The 13,250-nt window shown below is 51.3% G+C and carries 14 protein-coding genes; 8 read left to right on the top strand and 6 right to left on the bottom strand.

The window, feature by feature from the left end; all coding sequences use genetic code 11:
• The first annotated feature begins 72 nt into the window (after positions 1–72).
• Positions 73–1,131 (top strand): hypothetical protein, encoded by a 1,059-nt coding sequence (locus ACTJK7_RS21860; protein WP_108563046.1) that lies wholly within the window; start codon positions 73–75, stop codon positions 1,129–1,131.
• Between the two features lie 123 nt (positions 1,132–1,254).
• Here ACTJK7_RS21860 and ACTJK7_RS21855 read toward each other — a convergent pair whose 3' ends face one another.
• Positions 1,255–1,575, bottom strand: coding sequence for a hypothetical protein (locus tag ACTJK7_RS21855; RefSeq protein ID WP_234420583.1), 321 nt, complete (start codon positions 1,573–1,575; stop codon positions 1,255–1,257).
• 298 nt (positions 1,576–1,873) lie between these two features.
• On the opposite strand from ACTJK7_RS21855, the gene ACTJK7_RS21850 reads away from it, so the two are divergent.
• The 5 genes from ACTJK7_RS21850 to ACTJK7_RS21830 all read left to right on the top strand — a co-directional run bounded on the left by ACTJK7_RS21850 (position 1,874) and on the right by ACTJK7_RS21830 (position 6,300).
• Positions 1,874–2,494 (top strand): MATE family efflux transporter, encoded by a 621-nt coding sequence (locus tag ACTJK7_RS21850; protein WP_234420584.1) that lies wholly within the window; start codon positions 1,874–1,876, stop codon positions 2,492–2,494.
• A 278-nt stretch (positions 2,495–2,772) separates the two neighbouring features.
• Positions 2,773–3,624 carry a hypothetical protein gene (locus ACTJK7_RS21845; protein ID WP_234420585.1) on the top strand — a complete coding sequence of 284 codons (852 nt, stop codon included), beginning with the start codon at positions 2,773–2,775 and terminating at the stop codon, positions 3,622–3,624.
• On the top strand, positions 3,621–4,457 hold the full coding sequence (locus ACTJK7_RS21840; protein WP_108563049.1) for an inositol monophosphatase family protein: 837 nt from the start codon (positions 3,621–3,623) through the stop codon (positions 4,455–4,457). Before ACTJK7_RS21845 ends, ACTJK7_RS21840 begins: the two co-directional genes overlap by 4 nt.
• A gap of 23 nt (positions 4,458–4,480) precedes the next feature.
• Positions 4,481–5,617: a radical SAM protein gene (locus ACTJK7_RS21835; RefSeq protein WP_108563050.1), complete on the top strand. Its 1,137-nt coding sequence runs from the start codon at positions 4,481–4,483 to the stop codon at positions 5,615–5,617.
• Positions 5,614–6,300, top strand: a complete 687-nt coding sequence (locus tag ACTJK7_RS21830) for a dTMP kinase (RefSeq protein WP_108563051.1) — start codon at positions 5,614–5,616, stop codon at positions 6,298–6,300. Before ACTJK7_RS21835 ends, ACTJK7_RS21830 begins: the two co-directional genes overlap by 4 nt.
• A 75-nt stretch (positions 6,301–6,375) precedes the next feature.
• Here the strand turns inward: ACTJK7_RS21830 and ACTJK7_RS21825 are convergent, their stop codons facing one another.
• The 3 genes from ACTJK7_RS21825 to ACTJK7_RS21815 form a co-directional block, all read right to left on the bottom strand.
• Positions 6,376–6,864, bottom strand: a complete 489-nt coding sequence (locus ACTJK7_RS21825; RefSeq protein ID WP_108563052.1) for a GNAT family N-acetyltransferase — start codon at positions 6,862–6,864, stop codon at positions 6,376–6,378.
• A gap of 317 nt (positions 6,865–7,181) precedes the next feature.
• The gene (locus ACTJK7_RS21820; RefSeq protein ID WP_323151341.1) at positions 7,182–7,676 is read right to left on the bottom strand and encodes a GyrI-like domain-containing protein; all 495 of its coding nucleotides are present in this window, start codon (positions 7,674–7,676) and stop codon (positions 7,182–7,184) included.
• A 68-nt stretch (positions 7,677–7,744) separates the two neighbouring features.
• Positions 7,745–8,407, bottom strand: coding sequence for a LysE family translocator (locus ACTJK7_RS21815; RefSeq protein ID WP_440779823.1), 663 nt, complete (start codon positions 8,405–8,407; stop codon positions 7,745–7,747).
• A 139-nt stretch (positions 8,408–8,546) separates the two neighbouring features.
• Between ACTJK7_RS21815 and alaC the strand changes: the two genes are divergently transcribed.
• A complete protein-coding gene (gene alaC / locus ACTJK7_RS21810) occupies positions 8,547–9,755 on the top strand; it encodes an alanine transaminase (RefSeq protein ID WP_074688274.1) in 1,209 nt (402 codons plus the stop codon).
• A gap of 192 nt (positions 9,756–9,947) precedes the next feature.
• Here the strand turns inward: alaC and ACTJK7_RS21805 are convergent, their stop codons facing one another.
• Both ACTJK7_RS21805 and ACTJK7_RS21800 read right to left on the bottom strand, forming a co-directional pair.
• On the bottom strand, positions 9,948–11,300 hold the full coding sequence (locus tag ACTJK7_RS21805; protein ID WP_323150910.1) for a GntP family permease: 1,353 nt from the start codon (positions 11,298–11,300) through the stop codon (positions 9,948–9,950).
• A gap of 83 nt (positions 11,301–11,383) precedes the next feature.
• Positions 11,384–11,917, bottom strand: coding sequence for a gluconokinase (locus ACTJK7_RS21800; RefSeq protein ID WP_011335582.1), 534 nt, complete (start codon positions 11,915–11,917; stop codon positions 11,384–11,386).
• Between the two features lie 216 nt (positions 11,918–12,133).
• On the opposite strand from ACTJK7_RS21800, the gene ACTJK7_RS21795 reads away from it, so the two are divergent.
• Complete coding sequence (locus ACTJK7_RS21795) at positions 12,134–13,165, top strand: LacI family DNA-binding transcriptional regulator (RefSeq protein ID WP_039766142.1); 1,032 nt, start codon at positions 12,134–12,136, stop codon at positions 13,163–13,165.
• Positions 13,166–13,250: the final 85 nt, after the last annotated feature.

Genomic DNA, 13,250 nt, shown 5'->3' with positions numbered 1-13,250 from the left:
AGACTCGAGTAAAAACTAGGCTTTCTTCATGAGCGAGGTTTACAGAAAATTTAAATACACAGGACATCCAATATGGAAACCTTAATAAAAACATCAAAATCCTCAATTTCGGAGAACAACGTAACAATATTGGATGGGAAATTATCATTACCAAAAAGCTATTTACTCGATAAAGCACACTTGGAGCACACAAGCACTCTGATTGTTTCAGGCTCTTTAATTGAGGGGATCGGAACAATTCATTCTGACATCGACTGCATTATCATTTGCGAAAAACGTCCAAAAGCGCAAAACATGAAACACATCGGACATGCGTTTGTTACCGACATCAATTATCGCCACATCACTAAAGATGAAGAAGTCCACAATACAACAGACTTCTACGGTGATACCAGCATTCACATCGATGCCGACTATGTAACATACTCAGAAATAGATAATATATTTTTCAAAATTGAACAAACATTTGAAGAAATTGCCTCCGACCAACGTTTTCTTTACGCCCCTGCTTTGACGAACACAGAAAACAATGTAATCCATAGACTAATAATCGGGCATGCTCTGAATAACGATGAAAAATTCTTTAAACTTAAATCAAGAATCCCCGTAGAGAAACATATCTACTTAGCTCACCGAGAGAAACTTCCAGTATTTTATGCTTTCCAGGATGTTCAAGGTTGCTGGCAATCAGAAAATTTATGGATGGGTTGCGAGATAGCTAGAGACATGATGTTTAAAACCGCGATGAGTTTCACCTACCTTACGGGCACAACAAACAAGCATTACAAGTGGGTATACTCAAACATGTACCGCATTGAAGGATTTGATGAGATCAAGAATAAATTCTTCACACTAGCCAGACAAGGCGCCAGCACAAGAGACGAATGCAGGTCGTACATTCAAGAAACCCTCCAATATATGGATCTGCTATTTCTAGAAATTGAAAAAATTCTAAATAGCTCAAAAATTTATCCAACTGCAGAACAGTCTCTTGCCGCCCTCGACAATGAATTCAATGAGCGCAAGCAGACCACGCACAAAGTTTCAAAGTCCGAATACTATTTCAGAAAAAAATACTTTGCCGCAAAGGACACTCCGCCGCTTTTGAGTTTACTGAAAGAGTGGGAATAAAGAGCTTCTACAACACTATGCTTGTTAATTGGTGCTACTTGCTGGCGGCCCGCTTATGGAAATTTACAAAATAGCAATTCCGCTCATATTCTCTAGATTGGGCGACATGACAGCTTCATTGATCTACTTTTCCTTCGCTGGCCATTTTATTGTTGACTCACTTGATTCCGCTTCATTTGCCTTGGCATCAATATCATTTATTACTGTCATCGGTATCGGATTTTTTTCTCCAACACTGATTAAGATAGCAGGATCAAATGATCTGAACACAAACAACATAAAATCCGAAATAACAATATCACTCAGGCTTTCGATTTTATTTGGAGTCTTGATCATATGTATAATTTTTTTTGTGCACAAAATCGCACTCACGCCAATCACAAACCTAACCAACACGGAAGACATCCAAGCACTGTTGCTGATATCCCTATCAATTCCAGCCATATATCTACAGGTTACAATATTCAATTTTTTTAATGGAGTTCAAAAAACACACTATGAAGTAATTTATACGTGGACATTTAATATTTGCCTCACTTCCGCCTGCATAGTCTTGATTAACACGAACTCGGCAATCACGCTACCTGACTTCATACTCATATATTCTTGCTTACGATGTGCTTTCGCAACTCTCGCACTCTTCTACTTCAACTCTAAAATCCACCTTTACATCAACAACTCTCAAAAATCCATACAAATACCGAAAGAACAGTATCTTAAGTATATAGCTCGAGGCTTGCCAATGGCCTTATGCTTTGGAGGTGAAAGCTTTCTATTTTTCATCTTATCATTCATTTCAAAAAACTTAGGTGAAAACAATTTATCCGCCTACCAAGCATCACTACACTTTATAAGCATCATATATATGATATCAATTGGAATAGGGAATGCGACGGGGCTTATCGCCGCCCGTCACTTTACCAGGAGGGATTTAGGTTCACTAAAAAAAACTTATATCCAAGGTCTAAAATCAGGCCTGTTAACACTAGCGCCCTTTTTGCTAGCCAGTGTCCTTTGGAAAGAAAACATTTCCATGACCTATACATCAGATTCAACGATCAGGAAACTAATTGAAACCAATACTCTTTACTCGATTCCTTTTTTAACTTTTGAGTTCGTCTATGTTTTAACCAGGACGATTTTGAGAAGCATGGACGATTTCTGGGCTCCCACACTTTTAACCATTCTGACGTTGAACATTTTTGGCATCGCCCTTTGCGCAATTCTTCTAAATTTTTACCGCAACATACATTCTATATTTATAACCTTAACAATCTGTTCATTCATTCTGATGCTGACAATGTTTTGGCGATTAACATTTTTATTGAAAATACACAGCAGCCAGCCAATAGGTAAACTTTAGATACTTGATCGCGTTTTTACTAATTGACAACGCAAGTTAAAACACCTAACCGATTGCATTTTCGTGAGACTCCAAACATGAATCATGCTAGCGCGTTACCTTTGTTCTACAACTCGCACTTAAATTCCACGACCATTATTAGCGAACATCACGCATGGAGAACTCTGACCGGTTTACAAACCAGTGATTATTACGCTTACCGCAAAGCGCTAATGAGCGGGTGCCATCTCCAGAGAGCCTCCTTTGAACTCCGCCATCCGGAAGTCATGGTTTGCGACTTGAGCAACCTCGACCCAATTTATGATGGCATGTCAGACGAAGAGGTAATACGAATATGGGAGTACTTAAACTCAAGGACAACCCAATTACAATCATCTGACATTTGCAAGATAAAGGGAGATGGTCTCTCACCAGAACTAGCCGTTTCAGGACCTTCCAAAACCAAACTATTAGATTTCAAGAGCGACCTGATTAAAGAAGCACTCGCGACATCCCACCAGCCCTTCTCCTGCGTAAAGCCAACGAATAGGGGCCTTACAAAAACCAGACTGCTAATAGATACTGATAATGAAACCTTGGATTTCCACAATAAATTCTGCGCTTTCTACAGCAAATACATTTCTTATGAACACTGGGATAGCAGTCTTGCTCTCAATACCAGATACATCTATGACGACCACTCTATCTGGCTGAAAATCAAAAACATATCAAAAAATAAGCTCTTTTTATTGTCAGCCGGCCTACCGCTTGCACTTGGATATTTGGCAGCTACCAAAGATACAGATATATTTTTCTCTGAAATTCATCGCCAAAATGACCCGAGCCTTTTAACTAGAGATGAAAATTTTCTAGACATATTCCCTCATACAACTTCGTCGAATGATTCATGGCTGATTATAGACAAGGCCTATACCGGTGGAAGCCTCAGGCAAGCGGCGAACATGATCAGAAAGAAACTTGGTTATAATTTCGAAGTTAAAACACTAGCACTTTTCCCCAAAACGTTCAGCGCCTTTATGAGTGCAGACTACGCCGTTTACGCAGGAAAACTATTCGACGTAAAAGTCTACGCATCTAAACTCAACCGGAAAAACTGGCATACGCAATTAATATCTGAGAAGTCGGTATGAGAGCTCTATTCAAGCGCGAATACATTCCAGAACTGGAAGTAAGTCTTTATGAAGCCAGAAAGCAGTTGCGGCGCTATTGGGCCGGCACATTGTCCAGCCTTCCAGATTTTAACAAAACCAATGCAGACCAGCATTTCAACCAAACACAATACGACATAGATTGCCAGAACATACTCTTTAGTTGCCTGTCAAAATCTCGTATCAAAATGACAATTTACTCAGAAGAAAGCACTTCACCAATAAAACTTGGAGACCAAGGTGACCTTTACGCTCTTATTGACCCCCTAGATGGCACACACAATGCGCTTATGGGTTTCCCGAACTACACATCTAGTGTTGCCATCTATCATGGTAATGAGTACGTATTTGGATGGATTTACGACATCTCTAGAGATTTAGTCTATACCGCTTCACTTGGTGAAGGAGCGTATCTTCAGTCCGCAATAATTGTAAAACGGTTAAACACAAGAAAAACCGAATCATTAGAACAAATGCGACTTTCATTTCACCGTCCTCGTGGCAGTAAAGAAAGACATAAAATAGAACGGCTTTTATGGTCAGCGGACAAAGTTCGTGTTTACTCTTGCTCTTCGCTGGAAATCTGCCTGATTGCTGCTGGGGTTCTTGATGCGTTTATTGATATCGGCTCACCTGGACATGAGAGAAGCTGTGATATTGCGGCGGCAGAACTTATTTTGAGAGAGTCAGGCGGAGCATTATTCGATGAAAAAGGTCACTCAAGGCATTGCTTACCGCCATCCATAGAAGCCCTGAAGGATAATGGAACATTGATTGCTTTATCTTCAGAAGATCTAATAAAAATATTTTTGTAGTGCAATTAACTGGAAGCCGAATCATGCTATTCGATACAGTAAAATTGAAACTCGCCCTACTGGCTAACGGCGTTAATTTCAGCCGGGATTTCTTAGAGCATTTCCAAACAGAGGTGAATCATATTGAAAAAAGACGTGCATACGGAACAGGTGACAGCGTCATAATCAACCCAACGATCCGAACCCCACAAGAAATTGTTCTTGATGGCGATATCATTACTGCCGCCAACTACAACCCACACTCAAAATACAAAATCATCTTAGAGCGAAACGCTCCCGCACTAAGCCACAATAAAAACATCATTAAAATTACTTTTCCAGCCAGGCCTAAATCTTACGGAAAAATTTTAAGTAATGGCGAGTTATTTGAAAAACATCTGACTATATACGGAAACTCTACGCTTGGAATTTTCTCCCCCGGCCATTGCTACTACTTCAATGACGGTCATGAATGTAAATTTTGCTCTCTGGGTTCAGCTCGAGAAAGCCTGTCAGATCATAGAATGCGAATTAAAGGTGACATTGCTGGAGAAGCAGTAGCGATGGCTGTCAAAGATGAGAGTAGCCGATACCGTAGGGTATTATTAAACGGAGGTACAATCCGTAACTACGACAAAGGGTATGGGATGCATATCGATTTGCTGAATAGAGTAAAAGAAAAGAATGCGCATAACCACTTGGACTACCACTTGATTTCTATGCCGCCCAAAGACTTCCGACTTTTCGAAAAATTCAAGACTGTCGGCAATAATATGTCAATGAGCTTGGAAGTATTCGACCCTGGCCTTTTTTCAGAAGTGTGCCCAGGCAAATCTCGTGACTACACTCGGGATCGGTTCCTCGAAGCTTTTGAAGCCGCTGTAGAAACTCTCGGGCGCGGCAACGTATATGCCGGATTCGTTGCCGGAATGGAGCCATTAGAGTCAATCATAGAGGGTATCGAATACTTTGGTCAGATGGGCGTAGTTCCAGCAGTGGCAGCATTTCACCCAGATGCTGGCTCGCAATACAGTGCGAGAGAACGACCTTCCGTAGAATTTCTGAGTGCAATTGGTAAAAAGATGTCAGAAATTTATCAAAGAGAAGGATTTCGACCATTGATAGAGGGTAGCGGTAGAAACTCTCTAGATACTGAGGCTTACCTAGGAGCTTTCGCATGAACTACACCTCTGAGCAAGGAATATTTATCACATTTGAAGGAACGGATGGTGCAGGAAAGTCGACTATCGCAAGAGCAACATACGAAATCCTCTCACAATCGAATATAGATTTGCACTACGTCGACAAAAACCGCCCACCCGTTTCTTCAGGATATACCGAATTCCACATGTCACGACTCCGGGAAGTTCTTTGGGACTATCCGGACAACGCACCTCTTGAGCAATTAGGCGACAAACACTGGATGAGCCTTATAACCGCATGGTTTCAAGCGACAGACCATGCTGCTATATCTCCGATAGTTAGCTCTGGCAAAAATTGCATCGCAGATGGCTGGTACCACAAATACCTAGCGCGCTTCTTGCTTAAAAGTATAGATTTAGCAGAAGAAGCCCTAACAGTATTCTCAACAATTAGAAAGCCAGACTTCGTGATTTTTCTCGATGTTGACCCGGCTCTCGCGGCACAAAGAAAGGGATCGTTCCGTCTTAGCGAGAGCGGAGCTTATGACGGTGGCAATGAGGATCGCCTTAAAAGTTTCATTGCATATCAGAACCGAGTCCGATCCAGTTATGAGCGCTGTGGTTTGGCAAATTGGGTGGTGATTGACACCACCGATTTAAGTGAAGAGGCAGTACTTGATAGAGCGGTAGGCGCGGTACAAAAAATCCTCATTAAAAACTAGAAATCCCGCCTGCCCGGGTGAGTGCATGACACGTACAAATGAGTAACCAATCTCCCACAGGGGTTTAGCGTTAGCTCACAGAGTGAAGATCATCTCGTGCCACGCCATCCCGCCGTGGTCGGACTCGGACGGTTTGATGTAGGCAAAACCGAATCCGGCGTACAGCGGGATGTGCCGCTCCTTGCACATCAGGTGAATCGTCGCCTTGCCCTGCTCGCGCATGCGTTCGATGAATTCGCCCAGCAGACGCTTGGCCACGCCCAGCCCCTGATAATCCGGGTGCACCACCACCGACATGATCACCACGTTCGGCCCCGCCGGGTCGTGGCCGATCAGTTCCTTGAACGCTTCATCGGACATCTGCACGTCAAACGCTGCGCCGGAGTTGATGAAGCCGGCCACCTGCCCGTCCACCTCGGCGACGATGAAACCGTCCGGCCAGGTGGCGATGCGCGTGGCGATCTTCTCGCGGGTCGCGGCTTCGTCACCCTCATAGGCGAGGGTTTCGATGGCGTAGCAGCGGTCCAGGTCGGCGGCGGTGACGTGGCGGATGAGGGTGTTCATGGCGGCTCGAAATCAGAGGAAACAAGGCCGCCAAGGATAAAGGAATAAGGTGTTCATATCGATCCGCACGGGGGGCGTAAAGCCTGCGTATAAGCGCTTTTCTTCGGATTCGGGACGGTCTATTTCTGAGCCCTGACTCTTATCACCCGAGGAGGGAACCGTTTATGAGCAGCGTGGAAATCGGTTTGTTGATGGTGTTGGGCATCAGCTTCTTCGGCTTTATTACTCTGGGCATCGACCTGTTGCGGGCACGACGGATCAAGGGCAAATAAAGCCTGACCGGCAGCGCGAAGCGGGTTCGCGCTGCCGGTCAGCAATCAGGTTTTCTTTTCCACCGGGACGCAGATTTCCAGCTTGCCGGTATTGGTTTTTGGATTGAAATCGGCGCTGTAGCGTTCCAGCTCCGGGGCGTTGAGCCCTTTGTATTCGGAATTCGGCAGCCAGGTGTTGTAGATGTAGTCAATGGTCTGCGGCAGCTGATCCAGCGAACCCTTGTGTTCGAACACCGCGTACTGGCGCGGGAGGATTTCGATCCACGGATACTTTTCCTGCGGGAAGTCGTCCAGCTTGCGGATTTCGACTCCGGCCATGTAATCGAAACCGCCATTGCCGTCGAAATTGCTGCAGACACCGTAAGTCACTTCGCTCTTCTGCCCCGGAATATGCCCGATGTGCGGGATGAGTTTTTCCCACAGTGCAGAGATGTCCCGAACGGTCTCTTTGGTGAAGCGATCGCGAAATCCTGCAATCAGCAGGAAGTGTCCATGTTCGAAGCGAGGTTCAGCCACTTCGACGCGTTTTTGCTCATCCATGACTCGACTCCTTGAACGAAAAAAGTGGGTTCGGCTGGGAGTATAGAAGCCAAACCCGATTCGCACATTTACAGCGTATGCAGGGCCTCGGCGGCGCCCGAGGCGACGAATTCGTTATAGCCGGATACGATCACGTAGACCGCGAAATAGCAGAAGATCGCTGCAGATGCCATGTAGGAATAGCGCAACAGTTTGTCGCCCAGCAACTTGCCGCCATGGCTCGCGGCGAAGCACAAGCCTGCCGACCACAACAGCCCGGCGCACAGGAAACCGCCGAGAAACAGCGCCGAACTCAAAGGACCGCCGCCACCGGAGCGGGCGATCAACGTGCCGCCCACGGCCGCGAACCAGAGGATGGCGCTGGGTGACGACATGGCGAGAAAAATCCCACGGAAGAATTCCTTGCGATGGGAGTTCTGGTCCACTTCGGCGGTCGCCGCCAATTGCGCTTCGTGATGGATCGCCGAATAGATCATCTTCGCCGCGAAGTAGATCAACAGTGCCGAACCGCCGATCCACAACACCCAGCGCACGGTTTCGTATTGCAGCAGAACGGTCATTCCGGCCAGCGCCAGCACCGCGTAGATCAGGTCGCCGACGCAGGTGCCGAGCCCCAGTGCGAAGCCCTGAAAATAGCCGCGCTGCATCGCCAGGGTGATCATCGCGATGTTGGCCACGCCGATGTCCAGGCACAGCGAAAGGCTCAGCAAGAAGCCGCTGGTGAATTCCATTAACCGATTTCCTTGGGAAAAATTTGTTTACAAAGGCGCTGGACAGTCTGCCATCGCTGCCCTTATCGTCCGCCACAGGTCACCGCAGTGACCAGCGTCGCTCGGACGGTTCCGGGCGCTTACGTTATCCGAGGCAACAATGGCTGAACAAGGTTCGCCGCGCCGCTTTGCGCGCATTGATCGACTCCCCCCTTACGTTTTCAACATCACCGCCGAGCTGAAGATGGCCGCCCGACGTCGCGGCGAAGACATCATCGACTTGAGCATGGGCAACCCCGACGGCGCCACGCCGCCGCACATCGTTGAAAAACTGGTGCAGGTTGCACAGCGCGAAGACACCCACGGTTACTCCACGTCCAAGGGCATTCCGCGCCTGCGCCGGGCGATTTCCAACTGGTACAAGGAACGCTACGAGGTCGAGATCGACCCGGAAAGCGAAGCCATCGTCACCATCGGTTCCAAGGAAGGCCTGGCGCACCTGATGCTGGCGACCCTGGATCAGGGCGACACCGTGCTGGTGCCGAACCCCAGCTACCCGATTCACATCTACGGTGCCGTGATTGCCGGCGCCCAGGTGCGGTCGGTGCCGCTGGTGCCGGGTGTGGACTTCTTCGCCGAGCTGGAACGGGCGATTCGCGGCTCGATCCCGAAACCGAAGATGATGATCCTCGGCTTCCCGTCGAACCCGACCGCGCAGTGCGTGGAGCTGGACTTCTTCGAACGGGTGATCGCCCTCGCCAAACAGTACGACGTGCTGGTGGTGCACGACCTGGCTTACGCCGACATCGTCTACGACGGCTGGAAAGCCCCGTCGATCATGCAGGTGCCGGGCGCCAAGGACATTGCGGTGGAGTTCTTCACCCTGTCCAAGAGCTACAACATGGCGGGCTGGCGCATCGGTTTCATGGTCGGCAACCCGGAACTGGTCAGCGCCCTGGCGCGGATCAAGAGCTACCACGACTACGGCACCTTCACCCCGCTGCAGGTAGCCGCGATTGCTGCGCTGGAAGGTGATCAGCAATGCGTGCGCGACATCGCCGAACAGTATCGCCAGCGCCGCAACGTGCTGGTCAAAGGCCTGCATGAACTGGGCTGGATGGTCGAGAACCCGAAAGCTTCGATGTACGTCTGGGCGAAGATTCCCGACGCCTACGCGCACCTCGGTTCGCTGGAATTCGCCAAGAAGCTGCTGGCCGAGGCCAAGGTCTGCGTCTCGCCGGGTGTCGGTTTTGGTGAGTACGGCGACGATCACGTGCGCTTCGCATTGATCGAAAACCAGGACCGGATTCGCCAGGCGGTACGCGGGATTCGCGGGATGTTCCGGGCGGATGGCCTGGGCACTAAGTAACTGCCTCCTCCCCACCTGATCGTTCCCACGCTCCGCGTGGGAATGCAGCCCGGGACGCTCCGCGTCCCTGCCGAAAGCGGACGCAGAGCGTCCATTGAGGCATTCCCACGCGGAGCGTGGGAACGATCACTCGCGAATTGCACCCACAAAAAAACCGCATCGCTGCGGTTTTTTTGTGTCTTGCGTTCGACGTTAAACGAACAGCGACAACAACAGAATAAAGCCCAGCCCCACCACCGACAGGATGGTTTCCATCGCCGTCCAGGTCTTGAAGGTCTCGGCCACGGTCATGTTGAAGTACTGCTTCACCAGCCAGAAACCGGCGTCGTTGACGTGGGACAGGATCAGCGAACCGGCACCGGTGGCCAGCACCAGCAGCTCACGGTTCACGCCCGGGATCATCCCCACCACCGGCACCACGATGCCCGCGCCAGTGATGGTCGCCACAGTAGCCGAGCCCGTCGCGATGCGGATCACCGCCGCCACCAGCCACGCCAGCAGGATCGGCGAGATCTGCGCGCTGACCGCCATGTGGCCGATCACGTCGCCCACGCCGCTGGTCACCAGCATCTGCTTGAAGCCACCGCCGGCACCGATGATCAGGATGATCGCGGCAGTCGGCGCCAGGCTCGCGTCCAGCCATTTGAGCATCTGCTGAGAACCGATGCCCTGCTTGTGACCGAAGGTGTACAGCGACAGCAGCAATGCCAGCAGCAGTGCCGAGATCGGGTGACCGATCATGTCCATCCAGGTGCGGAAGAAATGACCGTCCGGCAGGGCCACATCAGCGAAGGTTTTCAGCAGCATCAGGAACACCGGCAGCAGCACGGTGACCAGGGTGATGCTGAAGCTCGGCAGGTTGGCCGAATCGTTTTCACGGGCCAGTTGATCGACCAGTTCCTGGTTCGGGGTACCTGGGATGTGCTTGGCGATGAACGTACCGAAGATCGGACCGGCGATGATGGCGGTCGGCAGCGCGACGATCAGACCGTAGAGAATGGTCTTGCCGATGTCGGCACCGAACACGCCGATGGCCAGCAGCGGACCCGGGTGCGGCGGCACCAGGCCGTGCACGGCGGACAGGCCGGCGAGCAGCGGGATACCGATCTTGATGATCGACACACCGGTGCGGCGAGCGACGATGAACACCAGCGGAATCAGCAGCACGAAGCCGATTTCGAAGAACAGCGGAATGCCCACCAGGAACGCGGCGAACATCATCGCCCACTGCACCTTGTCCTTGCCGAACGCGCGGATCAGGGTCTGGGCGATCTGATCGGCACCACCGGATTCGGCCATCATCTTGCCGAGCATCGTGCCCAGGGCGAGGATGATGCCGACAAAACCGAGCACGCCACCGAAGCCGTCTTGGAACGCCTTGATGATGGTGCCGATCGGCATGCCGGACGTCAGGCCGAGGAACGCGGCGGCGATGGTCAGGGCAATGAAGGGGTGAATCTTGAACTTGGTGATCAGGACGATGAGTCCGATCACCGTAACCACTGCATCGAACAGCAGGTAGGCGTCATGGGACATGCCAAACATGAGGGGGTGTCTCCTGGTTTGTTGTTGTTATTAAAGCGGGTTAATCAGAAGTCGAAAGGACAGCGCTGTCTTCACAATCACACTCATACCGCCTGTTTCAGGCCATGGGCCTGCCACCAGACGTGGGCTTGCGCCGCCAGTTCTTCAACGCTGTGGATCGAAGCATTCAGGGCTAGGGTCAACGGCTCGCCCTTGGGCGACTCGAGAGTGGCGAACTGGCTTTCGATCAGGGTGGCCGGCATGAAGTGGCCCGGACGGTGGGACACACGTTCGGCGGCCACTTCAGGCGTCAATTCGAGGAACACGAAGCCCAGGCCCGGCAAGGCGCTGCGCAGCACTTCGCGATAACTGTGCTTGAGGGCCGAGCAAGTCAGCACCGGGCGCTCGCCCAGGGCATCGACGCGACGCAGTTCATCGCACAGGCTGTCGAGCCAGCCGGCACGGTCTTCGTCGTTCAGGGGGATCCCCGCGCTCATCTTTTCGATGTTCGCGGCCGGATGGAAAGTATCGCCTTCAATGGCAGTGGCGCCGCTCAATTGGCACAGGGCCTCGCTGACGCACGTCTTGCCGCAACCGGCAACGCCCATGATGACCAGGGCGGTGATGGGATGATTCATGTAACACCTCAGCGCGCAGACAGCGCTACCTTTGCTAGCTATGACTCTAGTGCACAGGCAGAAGTTGCCGACGCCTTCTTGTCGTTTTTTTGGGTTGCAGCAGGTTTTGTCCGTACGCCAAAAAGCGAGGATCAGGCAGGACCTCGCTTACGCATTTGCAGCTGCATAAGGACAGCGCTACCTTAGTGCCTTGATTTTTGTTTGGCAAGCCGCCCGATGACCACCCCTAAAAACGATAAAAACACCCGCACCACCGGCCGTCCCACCCTTAATGAAGTCGCCCGTCTGGCCGGCGTCAGCCCGATTACCGCCTCCCGCGCCCTGCGTGGGGTCAGCACGGTTGCCACCGAGCTTGTGGAAAAAGTCCAGAAAGCCGCGCTGGAACTCAACTATGTGGTCAACCCCGCCGCCCGCGCCCTGGCCTCGGCCCAGAGCCATTCGGTGGTGGTTCTGGTGCCTTCGCTGTCCAACCTGCTGTTCATCGACACCCTGGAAGCCATTCATCGGGTACTGACGCCCAAAGGCTTCGAAGTGCTGATCGGCAACTTCCACTATTCGCGCGATGAAGAAGAAAACCTGCTGCGCAACTACATGGCCTATCAGCCACGCGGTTTGCTGCTGACCGGCTTCGACCGCACCGAAAGCTCGCGACGGATGATCGAGGCCAGCAACATTCCCTGCGTGTACATGATGGAACTGGACAGCGCCGCCGGGGTGAACTGCGTCGGTTTCTCGCAGCTCAGCGCCGGGGAAACGGCTGCCGAACATTTGCTGTCCCGTGGCCGCAAGCGTCTGGCTTACATTGGCGCACAGCTTGATCAGCGCACCCTGCTGCGCGGTGAAGGCTTTCGCAAGGCGTTGCAGAAGGCCGGCCGTTACGACCCGGATCTGGAGGTGCTGACCCCGCGCTCATCGTCCGTGGGCCTGGGTGGCGAGTTGTTCCTGCAATTGCTGGCGGCGCATCCGGATGTCGATGCGATCTTCTTCGGCAACGATGACCTGGCTCAGGGGGCCTTGCTCGAAGCGCTGCGCAACGGGATCAGGATCCCCGAGCAAGTGGCGATCCTCGGCTTCAACGACCTGCCGATGTCCGAGCACATGGTGCCGCGCCTGAGCAGCATCAATACGCCCCGCGAAGCGATCGGCAAGCGTGCGGCGGAGCAGATGCTGACGCTGATGGCCGGCAACAGCGTGGCGCGGCCGGTCGAGGATATGGGCTTCGAATTGAAAATCCGCGAAAGTACATAATCCCGAAATTCCTGTGGGAGCTGGCTTGCCAGCGATGGCGTCAGGTCAGTCAATAAATTTTGGACTGGACCACCGCTATCGCTGG

It is taken from the genome of Pseudomonas sp. 22085 (assembly GCF_052045815.1).
Lineage (GTDB): Bacteria > Pseudomonadota > Gammaproteobacteria > Pseudomonadales > Pseudomonadaceae > Aquipseudomonas > Aquipseudomonas glycinae.
The sequence above is the reverse complement of the archived record's forward strand: the minus strand, read 5'-3'. Positions and strand labels throughout refer to the sequence as shown.